The sequence below is a fragment of the Streptomyces sp. B5E4 genome (genome assembly GCF_039871555.1).
Lineage (GTDB): Bacteria > Actinomycetota > Actinomycetes > Streptomycetales > Streptomycetaceae > Streptomyces.
In genome coordinates, this window is sequence record NZ_JBDPMI010000030.1 from 33,010 (window position 1) to 48,361 (window position 15,352).

The 15,352-nt window shown below is 72.3% G+C and carries 14 protein-coding genes and 1 tRNA gene; 8 read left to right on the top strand and 7 right to left on the bottom strand.

Translation table 11 applies throughout. The features are described from left to right. The first annotated feature begins 110 nt into the window (after positions 1 to 110). From ABGA99_RS29330 to ABGA99_RS29340, 3 genes are all read left to right on the top strand, one after another. Positions 111 to 527 (top strand): hypothetical protein, encoded by a 417-nt coding sequence (locus tag ABGA99_RS29330; RefSeq protein WP_347580549.1) that lies wholly within the window; start codon positions 111 to 113, stop codon positions 525 to 527. An 89-nt stretch (positions 528 to 616) separates the two neighbouring features. Further along, entirely contained in the window at positions 617 to 802 is a 186-nt protein-coding gene (locus tag ABGA99_RS29335) for a hypothetical protein (protein ID WP_347583796.1), read from the top strand. A 110-nt stretch (positions 803 to 912) separates the two neighbouring features. Further along, positions 913 to 2,265, top strand: coding sequence for an SGNH/GDSL hydrolase family protein (locus ABGA99_RS29340; protein WP_347583797.1), 1,353 nt, complete (start codon positions 913 to 915; stop codon positions 2,263 to 2,265). 263 nt (positions 2,266 to 2,528) lie between these two features. Here the strand turns inward: ABGA99_RS29340 and ABGA99_RS29345 are convergent, their stop codons facing one another. Next, on the bottom strand, positions 2,529 to 3,113 hold the full coding sequence (locus ABGA99_RS29345) for a hypothetical protein (protein ID WP_347583798.1): 585 nt from the start codon (positions 3,111 to 3,113) through the stop codon (positions 2,529 to 2,531). 268 nt (positions 3,114 to 3,381) lie between these two features. Further along, positions 3,382 to 3,463 (bottom strand) — tRNA-Leu (locus ABGA99_RS29350). A 350-nt stretch (positions 3,464 to 3,813) separates the two neighbouring features. On the opposite strand from ABGA99_RS29350, the gene ABGA99_RS29355 reads away from it, so the two are divergent. Together ABGA99_RS29355 and ABGA99_RS29360 are read left to right on the top strand one after the other, a co-directional pair. Continuing rightward, positions 3,814 to 4,602, top strand: a complete 789-nt coding sequence (locus ABGA99_RS29355; RefSeq protein ID WP_347580545.1) for an ABC transporter ATP-binding protein — start codon at positions 3,814 to 3,816, stop codon at positions 4,600 to 4,602. A gap of 56 nt (positions 4,603 to 4,658) precedes the next feature. Next, positions 4,659 to 7,220: an FtsX-like permease family protein gene (locus ABGA99_RS29360; protein ID WP_347583799.1), complete on the top strand. Its 2,562-nt coding sequence runs from the start codon at positions 4,659 to 4,661 to the stop codon at positions 7,218 to 7,220. A 200-nt stretch (positions 7,221 to 7,420) separates the two neighbouring features. On the opposite strand, the gene ABGA99_RS29365 is transcribed toward ABGA99_RS29360, so the two are convergent. Further along, a complete protein-coding gene (locus ABGA99_RS29365; RefSeq protein WP_047016108.1) occupies positions 7,421 to 7,651 on the bottom strand; it encodes a DUF4287 domain-containing protein in 231 nt (76 codons plus the stop codon). Positions 7,652 to 7,768: 117 nt separating this feature from the next. On the opposite strand from ABGA99_RS29365, the gene ABGA99_RS29370 reads away from it, so the two are divergent. Next, positions 7,769 to 8,077 (top strand): hypothetical protein, encoded by a 309-nt coding sequence (locus ABGA99_RS29370; protein WP_347580543.1) that lies wholly within the window; start codon positions 7,769 to 7,771, stop codon positions 8,075 to 8,077. A gap of 112 nt (positions 8,078 to 8,189) precedes the next feature. On the opposite strand, the gene ABGA99_RS29375 is transcribed toward ABGA99_RS29370, so the two are convergent. Further along, positions 8,190 to 9,119: a hypothetical protein gene (locus tag ABGA99_RS29375; RefSeq protein WP_347580542.1), complete on the bottom strand. Its 930-nt coding sequence runs from the start codon at positions 9,117 to 9,119 to the stop codon at positions 8,190 to 8,192. A 239-nt stretch (positions 9,120 to 9,358) separates the two neighbouring features. Next, entirely contained in the window at positions 9,359 to 10,591 is a 1,233-nt protein-coding gene (locus ABGA99_RS29380; protein ID WP_347580541.1) for an acetyl-CoA C-acetyltransferase, read from the bottom strand. Between the two features lie 237 nt (positions 10,592 to 10,828). Here ABGA99_RS29380 and ABGA99_RS29385 point away from each other — a divergent pair, with 237 nt between their 5' ends. Next, positions 10,829 to 11,728 (top strand): Bax inhibitor-1/YccA family protein, encoded by a 900-nt coding sequence (locus ABGA99_RS29385; RefSeq protein ID WP_347580540.1) that lies wholly within the window; start codon positions 10,829 to 10,831, stop codon positions 11,726 to 11,728. Positions 11,729 to 11,804: 76 nt separating this feature from the next. Next, the gene (locus tag ABGA99_RS29390; RefSeq protein WP_347583800.1) at positions 11,805 to 12,458 is read left to right on the top strand and encodes a pyridoxal 5'-phosphate synthase; all 654 of its coding nucleotides are present in this window, start codon (positions 11,805 to 11,807) and stop codon (positions 12,456 to 12,458) included. A gap of 3 nt (positions 12,459 to 12,461) precedes the next feature. On the opposite strand, the gene ABGA99_RS29395 is transcribed toward ABGA99_RS29390, so the two are convergent. After that, complete coding sequence (locus tag ABGA99_RS29395) at positions 12,462 to 13,826, bottom strand: APC family permease (RefSeq protein ID WP_347580538.1); 1,365 nt, start codon at positions 13,824 to 13,826, stop codon at positions 12,462 to 12,464. 139 nt (positions 13,827 to 13,965) lie between these two features. Next, complete coding sequence (locus ABGA99_RS29400; RefSeq protein ID WP_347583801.1) at positions 13,966 to 15,330, bottom strand: diaminopimelate decarboxylase; 1,365 nt, start codon at positions 15,328 to 15,330, stop codon at positions 13,966 to 13,968. Positions 15,331 to 15,352 lie beyond the last annotated feature (22 nt).

Sequence of the window (15,352 nt, forward strand, 5' to 3'; positions counted from 1 at the left end):
CACTGCACGACGACTCTGCATGACCGTATGCACGACGGCAAGGGCGCACCGGAACGAATTGGGGGGGTAGCACTACTGCACCCGTGCCCGCGGCCTCGTACCGTACGGGTATGAGTGCGCGGGACCCGGAGATCAAGAGTGAACTCGATGCCACCCTGCAGACCCGCAGGGACCTCGGCCCCGAGTACGAGGAAGAGCTGATCGAGGGCTTCCTCGAAAAGGTGCAGCAGCGGATGGACGGGACGTTCGACACCCGGCTGCGCCGCCAGCTCGCCGAGCAGCAGATGCAGGTCGCGCGGGGCACGCAGCCGGGCACCGGCTCGCCGGAGGGCACGTTCGGCGAGCGGTTCGGCTTCGCCGCCGTGTCGATGGTGCTGGCGATCCCGCTGTCGGCGATCGGTGTGGTGAACGAGGGCCTGGCCGGGCTGCTGGTGACCTGGGGCGGCATCGTCGGCGTGAACGCCGTGCACGCCACGGGGCTGTTCCGCCGCCGGCGGGCGGAGAAGGACAAGTCCGACTGGGACTGACGCGGCCCCGGCGGGCCCCGAGCGCCGCCCGGTGAGGCCGGCGGGACCGCCGAGGGGGTCCGGTGGCCGGCAGGGCGCCGATGACGGTCATGCAGACGACCGGGGTCGAGGCGATCCCGCTGGCCGGCGACGCCGGTTCGGTCGAGGAGCTCGCCCGGCTCGCCTGGATCGCGGAGCAGTACGGCTTCGCGTACGCCGACGCGCTCCAGGTGCCGCGCACGCCGCTCACGTTGTTCACGGGCCGGTGGAGGTGGGCGCGCGGTGGCGTGGCATGAACCTGCCCGAGTGGCGGCGTTGACCGGGGTGGTGGCGGACCGTAGCGTACGGTCAGAAATTTTCGGCACGGATCTCGAAATATTTCGCCGTCTCGCTCCGGGAGCCGCAGATGCCCCAGCCCGCGTACCCACGCCCCCGTGACCGCCGCTCCGCCGTGTATCCGTACCTCGCCGCCGCGCTCGTCATGGCCCTCGTCGCGGTCGCCGCGGTGGCGGCCCAGGCGCTACGCGGCCCCGCCCCCGCCGCCGGAACCCCCGCGGCGGCACCCGCCGCCCCCGGCGGCCCCGCGCAGTGGGTCGCCTCCTGGACCTCGATGCCGCAGCTCACCGAGCCGGCGAACATGCCGCCGCCGCCGTTCACCCAGGACGACGGCGTGCTGCGCGACGCCACCCTGCGCCAGACCGTGCGCCTCACCGTCCCCGGCGACCGGCTCCGGTTCCGCTTCTCCAACGCCTTCGGCGGCGCCGAACTGCCGATCACCCGGGCCGCCGTCGCCCTCCCCGCCGGCGGCCGGGCCGGCGTCGACGGCATCGTGCCGGGCAGCTCGCGCCCGCTGACGTTCAGCGGCCGGCCGGCCGCGACGGTCCCCGTCGGCGCGCAGGTCGTCTCCGACCCCGTACGCCTCGACGCCGCCCCCGGGGCCAACCTGACGGTGACCCTTTACCTCGCCGACGGCCAGGCGTCCACCGATGTCACCTCGCACCCGGGCTCGCGCACCACCTCGTACGTGCTGGCCGGCGACCACACCGACACCGCCGCGCTGCCCGGGGCGACGGCCACCGACCACTGGTACTTCCTCAGCGGCGTCGAGGCCGAGGCCCCCGCCCGCACCCGCGCCGCCGTCGTCCTCGGCGACTCGCTGAGCGACGGCCGCGGCTCCACCACCAACGGCAACGACCGCTGGCCCGACCTGCTCAACGACCGCCTGCGCGGGCCCGGCGCCCCGCCCGTCGCCGTCGTCAACCAGGCCGCGGGCGGCAACCGCGTCCTCGACGACGGCCTCGGCCCCAACGCCCTCGCCCGGCTGGACCGCGACGTGCTCGCGGTGAGCGGGGCGCGGTGGCTCCTGGTCTTCGAGGGCATCAACGACATCGGTACCGCACCGGCCACCGAGGCCGCGCAGCGCGAGACCGGGGACGAACTGGTGGCCGCGTACGACCAGATCGTCACGCGCGCGCACGCGCAGGGCATCCGCGTCTACGGGGCCACGCTCACGCCGTTCGGCGGCAGCACGCCGTACGACGACCCGGCGGGGCTGCGCGAGGCGACCCGGCAGCGGGTGAACGACTGGATCCGCACCAGCGGGCGCTTCGACGCCGTCGTGGATTTCGACGCCGTCACCCGCGATCCCGCGCACCCCCGCGCGCTGCTGCCGGCCCTCGACACCGGGGACCACCTCCACCTCAACCCCGAGGGATACGCACTCCTCGCCCGCACGGTCCCGCTCCGCCTCTTCCGCTGACGTTTTTTCTACGCGTTCACGGTGATATGGGCGCCGAAACGGATTGGGCCCCCCGGTGGGACGCACCTACGCGGGTAATGCGGAACGTTGTTTTTCACTTAACCCGGGTAATTCGTGTGCCGCTGAATTCGGAGTGTGCGGTGGGCGCCGGCGGCAAAAGGCGGGATTTACCGGTACGCGAATACCGCTCGCCTCCGCGCACCCGGCACCCGGGGCCCGCCCGCCGTACCGCCCGCCCCACCGCGCGCCCCGGCCCGCCGCCGTCAGACGGCGGCGGGCGAGCCCCGGCGTACGCCCCCGCCCGGCAGCGCGTCGCCGGCGGCGATGCCCGTACGGACGTACGCCGCCTCCGAACCGCCCGTTGCGGCACCGCGGGCGGTGACCGCGTCGACCGGCAGCCACAGCAGCGCCTCCTGCTCCCGCTCCCAGCGGCCGAGCCACGCGGCCTTCGCCCGCAGCCCCGCACCGGCTCCGGCCAGCACCAACCCGCCGGCGATCGGCATGGCCGCCGCCGAGCCGGCCGCGACGGCGAACGCCGCCGCCAGCCACCACCGGCGCGCCCGCCGCCATGCCCGTACGGTCACGGCCCGGTCCTGCAACACCACGCCGCGGCCCGCCCGTTGGGCCTTGCGCGCCTGCGCCAGGCAGCGCCCGCGGCGTACCGCACAGACCGCGGGGGCCGCGACGAGGAAGAGCGCCGCGCCCGCGTAGAGTCCTATCCACTGACCGGTCAGCCCGTCCTGCCAGGCACCCGCCGCCGCGGCGGCGATACCCAGCCACCACATCGGGGCCGCGCCCGCGCGCACCACGACCGCCGCCCGCGCCAGCGTCACTGTTCCGCGCGCCACTTCCGCTCCTCCCGTCGGGGGTCCTCGACCGCGTGCGCGCGAGGCTACCTGCGGATTCTGAGGAGGGGATGAGAGGGGACCCGCCTCGGACCGGGGGCCTGCAGTGGTCCGATCTGCCGGCGGCGGGATCTGGGTGAACGTTTCAGCGAAGTGGCCGGTTCCAGACTTCCGGGGCGAGGTCGAAGGGGGCGTCAGCGGTGCCCCGGAGGGGCGGGGTCACCGTTGCTGACCAGTCGTCTTCGCAGGTCGACGACCTCTTGCCGGGAGGTGCCCGGAGCCGGACTTGAACCGGCACGGCCCGAAGGCCAGCGACTTTTAAGGTCGCCGTGTCTGCTTTCCACCATCCGGGCAGGACTCCCGGCCCGCACACGCTGCGTACGGACCACCGCATGGCGCGTAACCAGAGTAGCGGGGCGGATGGGCCGAACTGGCCATCTACGGACTGATGTTGGCTTGAATTAGGCCCGAGTTGTCGAAGAAGTCCTCGGATGAAATTCCACTTCCCTTATTGCCCCTCCGGCGGCCCTCGTCCCGTGCCTTCGTCAGGGTGCGGGTCATCCCCGAGGAGGAGCCGCCGGGGCCCTGAGTACCTCCTCGGTCTCGCCCGGAACCGGAGCGCGGGCTGATCCGAGCGACGGAATCCGCAGCAACGATGGAGGGGACAGGTTGCACACCACCCTCCCGACAGGAGCCCACCGCCGTGACCACCACCATTCCCGGCGCCTCCGGCCCCGGTACCGCCTACGCCCGCGCGGCGGCGGCCGGCGCCACCGAGCTGACGAAGGTCTACGGCGAGGGCGAGACGAAGGTCGTCGCCCTCGACCGCGTCTCCGTAGAGTTCATGCAGGGCGAGTTCAGCGCGATCATGGGGCCGTCCGGCTCCGGCAAGTCGACCCTCATGCACTGCATGGCCGGCCTCGACACCATCTCCGGAGGCTCGTCACGCATCGGCGAGACCGAGCTGACCGGGCTGAAGGACAAGAAGCTCACCCAACTGCGCCGCGACAAGGTCGGCTTCGTCTTCCAGGCGTTCAACCTGCTGCCGACGCTGAACGCGCTGGAGAACATCACGCTGCCCATGGACATCGCCGGCCGCAAGCCCGACGAGCAGTGGCTGCAGCAGGTGGTGGAGACGGTGGGCCTGTCCGGCCGGCTCAAGCACCGCCCGAGCCAGCTCTCCGGCGGCCAGCAGCAGCGCGTGGCCGTCGCCCGGGCGCTCGCCGCCCGGCCCGAGATCATCTTCGCCGACGAGCCCACCGGCAACCTCGACTCCCGCTCCGGCGCCGAGGTGCTCGGCTTCCTGCGCAACTCCGTGCGCGAGCTGGGCCAGACGGTCGTCATGGTCACGCACGACCCGGTCGCCGCGGGGTACGCGGACCGCGTCGTGTTCCTCGCCGACGGCCGCATCGTCGACGAACTGCGCGACCCGACCTCCGAGCAGGTGCTCGACAAGATGAAGCGCTTCGACGCCAAGGGCCGGGTGAGCTGAGCCCCGCTCGCTGACCAGCAGGCCGCCCGCTACCGGCTTCCACCACAGGACCCCATATGCTTCGCACCGCCTTGCGCAACGTGTTCGCGCACAAGGCCCGGTTGCTGATGACCGTGCTCGCCGTCATGCTCGGCGTGGCCTTCGTCTCCGGCACCCTGGTCTTCACCTCCACGATCTCCGACGCCTACACCAAGAGCTCGGAGCAGGGCTTCGGTCACGTGGACGTACGCCTCCAGCCCGACGACGACGCCGACGAGGGCCGCCCCGGCGAGCCGCCCCCGCTCACCCAGGACCTGCTGGACGAGGCCGCCGCCCTGCCCGGCGTGAAGTCCGCCACCGGCAACGTCGCCGGTTTCGCCGCGCTCGCCGACAAGGACGGCGACCTCGTCGGCGACGGCTGGTCCACCAGCGGCGCCAACTACTACTCCGGCGGGGAGGGCGGCAAGGACGCCGACCCCCGCTACCCGATGAGCGACGGCCGCGGACCCGAGAACGCGAACGAGATCGCCATCGACGCCAAGACCGCCGAGCGCACCGGTTACGAGGTCGGCGACACCCCGCGGATGTCCGTCGACGGCCCCGTACTCGAACCGACGATCACCGGCATCTTCACCACCGACGACGGCAACGTCGCCGCCGGCGGCAGCCTCGTGCTCTTCGACACCGCGACCGCGCAGGACCTCTTCACCAAGCCCGGCGAGTACACCGAGATCGACCTCGCCGCGGCCCCCGGCACCTCCGAGAAGCAACTGCGGGCCGAGGCGCAGAAGATCCTGCCCGCCGAAGCCGAGGCGCTGACGGGCACCAAGCTCGCCGACGACCAGGCCCGGCAGATCGAGCAGGGCATGGACGGGCTGCGTACCGCGATGCTCGCCTTCGCCGGCATCGCGCTCTTCGTCGGCATCTTCCTGATCGCCAACACCTTCACCATGCTCGTCGCCCAGCGCACCAAGGAACTGGCGCTGCTACGGGCCGTCGGCGCCAGCCGCCGCCAGGTCACCCGCTCCGTGCTCTTCGAGGCCACCGCCGTCGGCACCGTCGCCGCGCTCGCCGGCCTCGCCGCGGGCACCGGCATCGGCGCCGGGCTGCGCTCCCTGATGGGCGCCACCGGCCAGACCGTGCCCGACGGGCCGCTGATCGTCTCGCCCACGACGGTGATCGTCTCGCTCGTCGTCGGCATCGTCGTGACCGTGCTCGCCGCCTGGCTGCCCGCCCGCCGGGCCGCGAAGATCCCGCCGGTCGCCGCGATGAGCAGCGTGCACGCCCAGGCGTCCACCCGCAGCCTCGTCGTACGCAACGCCATCGGCGCGGTCATCGCGGGCGGCGGCGCGCTGATGGTCGTCGCCGGCACCACCGCCGCCGACGGCAAGGCGCTCATGGGCGGCGGCGCCGCGGTCCTGCTGGTCGGCATCTTCGTCCTCACCCCGCTGCTGTCCCGGCCGCTGATCGCGCTCTCCGCGCCGCTGCTGCGGATGTTCGGCGTCTCCGGCAAGCTCGCCCGGCAGAACGCCGTGCGCAACCCGCGGCGCACCGCCGCCACCGCCTCCGCGCTGATGATCGGGCTCACCCTCATCACCGGTCTGACGGTGATCGGCAGCGGGATCTCCCACGCCATCGACAAGATGGCCACCGACGCCATGAAGGCCGACTACTCGGTCTCCATGTCGAACTTCACGCCGCTCAGCCCGGAGGTGGAGAAGAAGCTCTCCGAACTCGACGAGGTCACCGCCTCCTCCCCGCTGCGCACCGTGCCCGTCGACATCGGCGGCGACGAGGAGGACCTCACCGCCGTCAAGGGCGAGGCCGTCGGGCAACTGCTCGAACTGGACTTCACGGAGGGCTCGTTCGACGGCCTTGCCGAGGGTGTCCCGGCCGGCGGCGGCGCCGCCAAGGCGATCGTCGACGACGACACCGCCGAGGACGAGGGCTGGAAGACGGGCGACACCATCGAGGTGACGTACCAGGACGGCGCCAAGGGCACGCTGACCGTCTCCGGCATCTACCACGGCAACGAGATGATCAAGGGCATCATGCTCGACACCTCGGTCGTCGACTCGCACGTGGACAAGATCACCGACTTCGAGGTCTGGCTGAAGACCGAGGGCGGCGAGAGCGACGCGATGAAGGACAAGCTGGAGGCCGCCCTCGGCGACAACCCGGCCATCGCGGTGATGAACGAGGAGGACGTCTCCGAGGCCATCGCCGGGCTCATCAGCATGATGCTGAACATCCTGTACGCCATGCTCGGCATGGCCGTCCTGGTCGCGGTCCTCGGCGTGATCAACACGCTGGCGATGTCCGTCTTCGAACGCTCGCAGGAGATCGGCATGCTGCGCGCCATCGGCCTGGACCGGCGCGCGGTCAAGCGGATGGTCCGGCTGGAGTCGCTGGTCATCTCGCTCTTCGGCGGGGTGCTCGGCATCGGCCTCGGCGTCTTTCTCGGCTGGGCCGCGGGAGAGCTGATCTCCAGCTCGCTCGACACCTACTCCCTGGTGCTGCCGTGGGCGCGGATGGGCTGGTTCCTCCTCGGCGCGGCGCTGGTGGGCATGCTGGCGGCGCTGTGGCCGGCCCGCAGGGCGGCGCGGCTCAACATGCTCGCGGCCATCAAGAGCGAGTAGGAGCGGCGCGGAGAACGAGCGGGGAGAAGGGCCGTACGGGCCGGAACGCGCGGAACGTACGGCCGTGGAACCCACGGGGGAACGGGGAGACGGGCGGCCGTGCCCGTCGGAAGGGCCCGCAGGAGGGATCGCCCTCCTGCGGGCCCTTTGCCGTGCGGGGGGTGCTCTCGTGGTGCGCCAGGGGTGCGTTCGGTCCCCTCCTAGAGCAGTTTGCGCGCGGCCCGCCTCAGGTCGTATTCGTGGATGATCGCTTTGGCGTGGCCGTACGCCAGGTTGTGCTCACCACGGAGCCAGCTCACTTTCTCCTCGAAGCGGAGGAGACAGGGACCGTCCTCGACGGTCTGCAACCAGTCGGAGACTTCACGGCCGGTGCAGTGGGGGATGCGGGAGAGCAGGTTCCGGTGGGTTTCTGCGGAGAAGACTTGGGACATCGGCGCCTCCGGTATGCAGTCCTTCTCAGCACCGTGCCTGAGGGCGCGCCGATTGACAACCGTCTGGAGCGGGGCGGCTGGAACCACCGGGGGCTACCGGCGGGTTAGGCTCGGCTCGTGCTCGACGTCCTCGACTTCGTGACCGCCGTTGACCGGGTCGCCGACCGCCTGCGGTCGCTGCCGCAGAGCCGGCTGCGCGCGGGGGCGGCCGTCACCGGGCTGGCGCTGGCGCGCGAGCTGTCCGCGCGGGCGCAGCGGCTGGAGACGCCGGAGCGCAGGCCGTACGAGATGCCGGCGGCCGGGGAGTTCGCGGTGGGGGACCAGGTGGCCGTCGCGGGCCGGGACCTGGCGGAGGCGCTGCGGGCGGCGGGGGACGCCGAGGGGCTCGCGGAGGCGCTGGCGGTGGTCCGGGACGTACGGCTGTGAACGGGCCGCTCTGTCGGGCTCGTACGGCTTTGCCGGTACGCCCGGTCCGTAAGCCCCGGTCCGTAAAGCCCCGGTCCGTTCGTCTCGGCCCGTACGTCTCGGCCCGTGCGGCTCAGAGGGAGGCGATGACGCGGTCCGCGAGGATGTACACGCTCTCGCCCGCGCAGTCGAAGGTCAGCGCGAACGCCCCGCTGATCGCCGAACCGCCCAGCAGCACCGGCTCCGTGCCCCCGTCGAGCGCCTCGGCGAGCCGCTCCGCGGTGTCGCGGTGGCCGGGGGAGAGGCAGAGCGTCGTGCCGTCGGCGAAGACGTAGACGTCGAGCGTGCCGAGCGGGCCCAGCCGCACGTCGGTCAGCGGCGTACGGCCCGCGGCCAGGTCCTCCAGCCGGTTCACGGTGCGCTCGTGGTCGGCGACGGCCGGCTGGGGGCGGAAGTCGGGGTGCGAGGGGTGGCGCCGGCGGGCGGCGGCCAGCTCGGCGGACTCGCCCTCGGCGGGCGGCGCGTCCGCGGCGGCGGCGACGTCGTCCGGCTCGGCGGGCTCGGTGCGCTCCAGCCGGTCCATGCGATCGATGCGGTCCAGCCGGTCCATCGGGTCGAGCAGCGGCTCGAAGCCGGCGAAGTCGGCCTGGCGCGGTATGAACACCTCGCCGCCGAAGTCCACGGGGTCGCCCGGGAAGGGGGTCGCGTCGATGCTGTCGCGCGCCTCCTGCTCGGCCCAGAACGCCCTGGCCTCGGCGAGCTCGCGCTCCCGCTCGTCGGCGAGCGCCTGGGCGACGGCGATACGTATCTCCGCCGCCGGTACGGGCCGGGCCCCCGGCACCGCGGCCTCGTCCGCTCCGTCGGTCGCGCCCTCGGCCTCCGCCTCGGTCCTCGGGGCGGCGTGGGTCCGTTCCGCGGCGGCCTGCGTCGCGGCCTGCGCGGTCAGCTCGGCACGGAGCGTGACGACCTCGCGCCGCAGCCCGCTCACCGCGCGCAGCACGGCGGCGCCGAGCAGCGCGGCGGGGGTGGCGGCCAGCAGGACGGCGAAGTTGGTGGCGCTCACTGTCGGACTCCCGATTGCTGTAGGACCCCCATGTTCTACCTCAGCCTGCCGGAGGGCAGAACCCCACCCCTAGCGGAAAATGGCATGAATAGGACGGGCCTTTGGTCCCACCGCCGTGGGACCGGGGCGCGGATCACGCCCCGTACGCCCCCTGCCCCCGTTCCGTACAACGCCGGCCCAACTCGGCCGTGCAGCTTGTCCTGCCGGGCGCTTCACTTCGGCTTCGGGCGCGTCGCAGCTCAGCTCAGCCGCTCCAGCACCATCGCCATTCCCTGGCCGCCGCCGACGCACATTGTCTCCAGTCCGAACTGCTTGTCGTGCCACTGCAGGGAGTTGATGAGCGTCGTCGTGATCCGCGCGCCCGTCATACCGAAGGGGTGGCCGACGGCGATGGCGCCGCCGTTGACGTTCAACCGGTCCAGGTCGATGCCCAGATCCCGGTACGAGGGGATGACCTGCGCGGCGAACGCCTCGTTGATCTCCACCAGATCGATGTCGCCGATCGCCATTCCGGCCCGTGCGAGCGCCTGCCTGCTCGCCTCCACCGGACCCAGGCCCATGATCTCCGGCGACAGCGCCGACAGCCCGGTCGAGACGATCCGCGCCAGCGGGGTGAGACCCAGCTCACGCGCCTTGGTGTCGGACATCACGACGACCGCCGCGGCTCCGTCGTTCAGCGGGCAGCAGTTGCCGGCGGTGACCAGCCCGTCGGGGCGGAACACCGGCTTCAGCCCCGCGACCCCCTCCATCGTCACGCCGGGCCGGGGGCCGTCGTCCTTGCTCACCACCGTGCCGTCCGGGGTGGTGACGGGCGTGATCTCGCGCTCCCAGAAGCCCGCGGCGATGGCCTTCTCCGCGAGGTTCTGCGACCGCACGCCGAACTCGTCCATGTCCTGCCGCGTGACGCCCTTGGCCCGCGCCAGGTTCTCGGCGGTCTGCCCCATGGCGATGTACACGTCCGGCACCAGCCCGTCGGCGCGCGGGTCGTGCCAGCCGCCTCCCCCGAAGGCCGAGCCCTTCTCCTGCCGTTCCGCGGTACGTGCCTCGGCCTCGGCGAAGAGGGGGTTGTGGGTGCCGGGCATGCCGTCGGAGGAACCGTGGACGAACCGCGAGACCGTCTCCACCCCCGCCGAGACGAAGACGTCGCCCTCGCCGGCCTTGATGGCGTGGAACGCCATCCGCGTGGTCTGCAGCGAGGAGGAGCAGTAGCGGGTGACGGTGCAGCCGGGGAGGTGGTCCATGCCGAGCTGCACGGCGACCACCCGGCCCAGGTTGTGCCCCTGCTCGCCGCCCGGCAGACCGCAGCCGAGCATGAGGTCGTCGATGTCCTTCGGGTCGAGCCCCGGCACCTTGTCGAGGGCGGCCCGGACGATCCCGGCGGTCAGGTCGTCGGGGCGGACGTCCTTCAGCGAGCCTTTCCCGGCCCGGCCGATCGGGGAGCGGGCGGCAGAGACGATCACGGCTTCGGGCATCACGGCTCCCAGGGGACGCGGAGGGGCAGGGTCCTGGGCTGAAGTTACCCGTACGTAGCGGAGGGGTCACGGTTCTCGTACTGTGACGCGGACCTCAATTTCTGAGCGCTTGCTTACCCGGATGCGGGAAAGTCTCGGAAAAGCCTTGTGAAAGATCCTCCTGAGGTCTGGCGCGATGTCTTTGCCTACCCATTACTCTTGTCCCAAGGCCGCGCAGTGCGGCCACTGAGGAGTGAGATGAGGAGCAGCAACCCGGTCTTCACGCGACGGGGGTTCAGCCGCGAGGGCGGTTCGGCAGGCTTCAACGCGCCGTCGCAGGCCGGGGGCCCCACTGTCGCCCAGGGCAACAACCCGTACGCCCAGCCCGGCACCAACCCGTATGCGCAGCAGCCGGGTGGCGCCCCGCAGAACCCCTACGCGCCCGCGGACCAGCAGCAGGGCGAGTGGGCGCCGTACGCGGCGCCCGCCGGCGGCCGGATGACCATCGACGACGTCGTGTCCCGCACGGGCATGACGCTCGGCCTGGTGATCCTCGCGGCCGTCGCCTCCTGGATCACCTTCGACGGCGAGAAGTCGCTCGGCATCGGCCTGGTGGCCGCGCTCGGCGCGTTCGTCCTCGCGATGGTCCAGGCGTTCAAGCGCCGCCCCATCCCCGCGCTGATCCTGTCGTACGCGGTCCTTGAGGGTGTCTTCCTCGGCATCATCAGCGAGTACTTCAACACCTACGTCGACGGCGCGGTCATGCAGGCCGTGCTCGGCACGATGGCGGTGTTCTTCGGAGTGCTCGTCGCGTACAAGCTGCGGATCATCCGGGTCACGGCCCGGTTCCAGCGGTTCGTCATCGGCGCGGCGATCGGCTTCGTGCTGCTGATGGCGGTCAACATGTTCGCCGCGCTCATCGGCGGCGGCGACGGCATGGGCCTGCGCAGCGGCGGCCTCGGCATCCTGTTCGGCGTCATCGGCGTCGTGCTCGGCGCGTGCTTCCTGGCCCTGGACTTCAAGCAGGTCGAGGACGGCATCGCCTACGGCGCCCCGAAGAACGAGGCGTGGCTCGCCGCCTTCGGGCTGACCCTGACCCTGGTCTGGATCTACCTGGAGATGCTGCGCCTGGTCGCCATCCTTCAGGGCAGCGACTGACACGGCTCGACAACGACAGACCGAGTGGCCCGGCCGGATCCTTCCGGCCGGGCCACCGGCATGAAAGGGGGCGGGCATGACCGACCTGAGACGGCTGCTGCGCGGGATCGAGGTCTTCGAGGGCGACCTGCCGGCGTTCGATCCGCGGGAGACCCCGGACGAGCCGGTCGCGCTCTTCACGAGCTGGCTGCTGGACGCCGTACGGGCGGGGGTGCGCGAGCCGCACGCGATGACCCTGTCGACGGCGGACGCGGACGGCGCCCCGTCGGCGCGGGTGCTGATCCTCAAGGACGTCGGCCCGGACGGCTGGCAGTTCGCCTCGGACGCGGGCAGTCCGAAGGGCCGGGAGCTGGCCGGGCGGCCGTACGCGGCGCTGACGTTCTACTGGTCGCCGCTGGCCCGCCAGGTACGGATCCGGGGCCCGGTCGGGACCGCGGACCCGGAGCTGAGCGCCGCGGACTTCCGCGCCCGCGGCGCCGGCGCCCGCGCGGAGACCCTGCTCGGCCGCCAGTCCCGCCCGCTGGCGGACCCGGCGGAGCGGGACGCGGCGGTCGGTAAGTCGCTGGCGCGGGTCGAGGCGGACCCGGCTCTGGTGGCGCCGGGCTGGACGCTGTACGCGGTACGGCCGGAGACGGTGGAGTTCTGGCAGGGCGACAAGGCGCGGCGCCACACACGGCTCGTCTACGCGTCGGCGCCACCCGGGTGGACGAAGCGGCTGCTGTGGCCGTGAGCCTCACTTCTGCCCGGCCGCGCGCAGGGCGATCCGGTTGACGATCCACAGCCCGATCCCGATGGCCAGCAGCACGCCGGCCCGGATGTAGACGTCGGCGGGCCGATCCGACAGCGGGCTGGCCAGGATCCCGGCGGTGACGGCACCCAGCACGGGTATCCACGTCGGCGCGCGGAAGTGCTTGTGCTCGACCGGGTCGCGGCGCAGCACGAGCACGGCCACGTTGACGACGGCGAAGACGCACAGCAGCAGGAACGAGGTGGTGTCGCCGAGCCCCTCGATCTCGCCGGTCGACACCAGACCGATCGCCAGCGCCGTGACGAAGGCGATCCCGACCACGGGCGTCCGCCGACCCGGCAGCACGCGCGCCATGCCGCGCGGCAGTACGCGCTCGTTGGCGAGGCCGTAGCAGAGGCGGGAGGCCATCATGATGTTGATCAGCGCCGAGTTGGACACGGCGAAGAGCGCGATGAGCGCGAACAGCTTCGCGGGGAAGTCCACGCCGCTCTCGTCCACGACCAGCAGCAGCGGCCCACTGGAGCCGGCCAGCCGCTCGTGGTCGACCATCAGCGAGGAGACGAGCGCCACGAGGACGTAGATCGTGCCGGTGATCGCCACCCCGAGGAAGATCGCCCGCGGGAAGTTCCGTACCGGGTCCTTGGTCTCCTCCGCCATGTTCACGGAGTCCTCGAACCCCACGAAGGCGAAGAACCCCAGCGCGGTCGCCCCGAGCACCCCGGTGAGCACGGCGTACCCGGTCCCGCCGGTCTCGAACTCCGTCAGCCGCGACGGCTCGCCCTCGCCGGTCAGCACGGCGGCGACGCCGATGCCGAGGATGACGAGCAGTCCGGTCACCTCGACGACGGTCAGAACGACGTTGGTCTTCACCGACTCGGAGACACCGCGCAGGTTGAGCGAGGCGAGCACGACGACGAACAGGATGGCGATGAGCGTCGGCGAGATGTCGACGAACTCCTGGAGGTAGTCGCCGCTGAACGCCCGCGCGGCGGCGCTCGCGGACGACAGCCCCGAACACATCACCATGAACGCGACGATGAACGTCAGGAACGGCACCCGGAACGCCTTCTGGGTGTACAGCGCCGCCCCCGCGGCCCGCGGGTACTTGCCGACCAGTTCGACGTACGAGGCGGCGGTCAGCATCGCCACCACGAACCCGATCACGAACGGCACCCACAACGCCCCGCCGATCCGCCCGGCGACGGCACCGGTGTTGGCGTAGATCCCGGTGCCGAGGATGTCGCCGACGACGAAGAGCAGCAGCAACTTGGGCCCGATGGCCCGCTTCAGCGGCGTACCGCCGCCGTCGGAGGGGGACGGGGCGGCCGCTTCGGTGGATGAATTCGACATGCCCCTGCCAATGCCCACCGACCCCTTACACCAACCCCTTACATGCGCCCCTTACCTCAAGGACCCCTGGCCGAGCGGTTACCCGACAGGCCGGGCGCTACACGATGAGGCGGCTCGAACGGGCAGAGGACGCGACGAGTCAGGTGAGTCCGGTCAGGGACGTGCTGTGGGCGCCGCCGGATTCCCTGACGATCTCCGTCAGGGTCTGGGCCGTCCTGACAGTGGCGAAGCGGACCGTGTCGGCGTCCGTGGTGAAGCCGTGGACGGCCGGGCGGGGGAGGCTGTTGTAGGAGAAGGGGTTGGAGAAGTAGTACGCGCCCGTGTCGAGGAGCGCCACGTGGTCGCCCGCCGCCAGCGGGGGGAGTTCGCGGGCGCGGGCCACCAGGTCGCCGGCGAAGCAGCACGGGCCCGCGACGTCCTGGGCGACCGGGGTGCCCGTCTTGGGGTGGCCCTGGGCGTCGTACGCCGTCACGCGCAGCGGCCAGGAGTCCGGGACGAAGACGGTGCGTACGGCCACCTGGACGCCCGCGTGGGTGACCGCGATGGGGCGGCCGCCGGCGGACTTGGCGTACTCGACGCGGGCCAGCACCAGGCCGTTCTTCGCCAGCAGGGAGCGGCCGAACTCCGTGATCAGCGCGTAGCGGCCGTCGAACAGGCCCGGGATCTCGGCGCGCAGCAGCCGCGCGTAGTCGTGGAACGCCGGGGTGGTCTCGTCGGAGCCGAAGTTGACCGGCAGCCCGCCGCCGATGTCCAGCGTGGTGACCTGCCGGCGGCCGGCGGCCGCGTTGATCTCCTCCGCCAGTTCGTACGCCGCGCGCACCCCCGCCGCCATCAGCGGCAGCGGCACGCCCTGGGAGCCGGTGTGGGTGTGCAGCGCGGTGAGCCAGGGGCGGTCCACGTACGCGCGCACGAGCCAGTCGCGGGCGCCCTCGTCCTGGAGCGTCACGCCGAACTTCGACGTGGCCGTCGCCGTGCTCATCGCGCCGATGCTGCCGCCGCCGACCTGCGGGTTGATCCGTACGCCGATCGTCGAGCGGGTCGGCGCCGAGCGGACCAGGCCGTCGATGCGGGCCAGCTCCTCGGGGTTGTCGGCGTTGACGGCGATGCCCAGGGCCAGTGCGCCGCGCAGCTCCGCGGCGGTCTTGGCGGGGGAGTCGAGCACGGTGCGCTCCGGGGGTACGTCCGCGGCGCGGGCCAGTTCCAGCTCCCCGGGGCTGGCCACCTCCGCGCCCAGGCCCTCGTCCGCGAGCAGCCGCAGCACCGGCACCAGCGAGGCGGCCTTGACCGCGAAGGAGTGCAGCACCGGCGTCCCCGGCGCCACCACCTCGTCGAACGCGGCCCGCAGCGCGCCCGCGGACTCCCGGATGCCGGCGACGTCCAGGAGGCCCACCACCGGCTCGGCGTCGGACACCAGGCCCTCGGCCAGCGCCGCGCGTACGGCCAGGTCGCGGCGGGCGGCGAGCGGGAGGTTCTGCGGCACGGGAACGGGCTGGTCGTCAGGCATGGCGGCAGTCAATCACCCGTCC

Coding starts and splice junctions, on each gene's coding strand:
- ABGA99_RS29330 (WP_347580549.1), top strand. CDS start 111: ATGAGTGCGCGGGACCCGGAGATCAAGAGTGAACTCGATGCCACCCTG.
- ABGA99_RS29335 (WP_347583796.1), top strand. CDS start 617: ATGCAGACGACCGGGGTCGAGGCGATCCCGCTGGCCGGCGACGCCGGT.
- ABGA99_RS29340 (WP_347583797.1), top strand. CDS start 913: ATGCCCCAGCCCGCGTACCCACGCCCCCGTGACCGCCGCTCCGCCGTG.
- ABGA99_RS29360 (WP_347583799.1), top strand. CDS start 4,659: ATGCTTCGCACCGCCTTGCGCAACGTGTTCGCGCACAAGGCCCGGTTG.
- ABGA99_RS29365 (WP_047016108.1), bottom strand. CDS start 7,651: ATGTCCCAAGTCTTCTCCGCAGAAACCCACCGGAACCTGCTCTCCCGC.
- ABGA99_RS29380 (WP_347580541.1), bottom strand. CDS start 10,591: ATGCCCGAAGCCGTGATCGTCTCTGCCGCCCGCTCCCCGATCGGCCGG.
- ABGA99_RS29385 (WP_347580540.1), top strand. CDS start 10,829: ATGAGGAGCAGCAACCCGGTCTTCACGCGACGGGGGTTCAGCCGCGAG.
- ABGA99_RS29390 (WP_347583800.1), top strand. CDS start 11,805: ATGACCGACCTGAGACGGCTGCTGCGCGGGATCGAGGTCTTCGAGGGC.
- ABGA99_RS29395 (WP_347580538.1), bottom strand. CDS start 13,826: ATGTCGAATTCATCCACCGAAGCGGCCGCCCCGTCCCCCTCCGACGGC.
- ABGA99_RS29400 (WP_347583801.1), bottom strand. CDS start 15,330: ATGCCTGACGACCAGCCCGTTCCCGTGCCGCAGAACCTCCCGCTCGCC.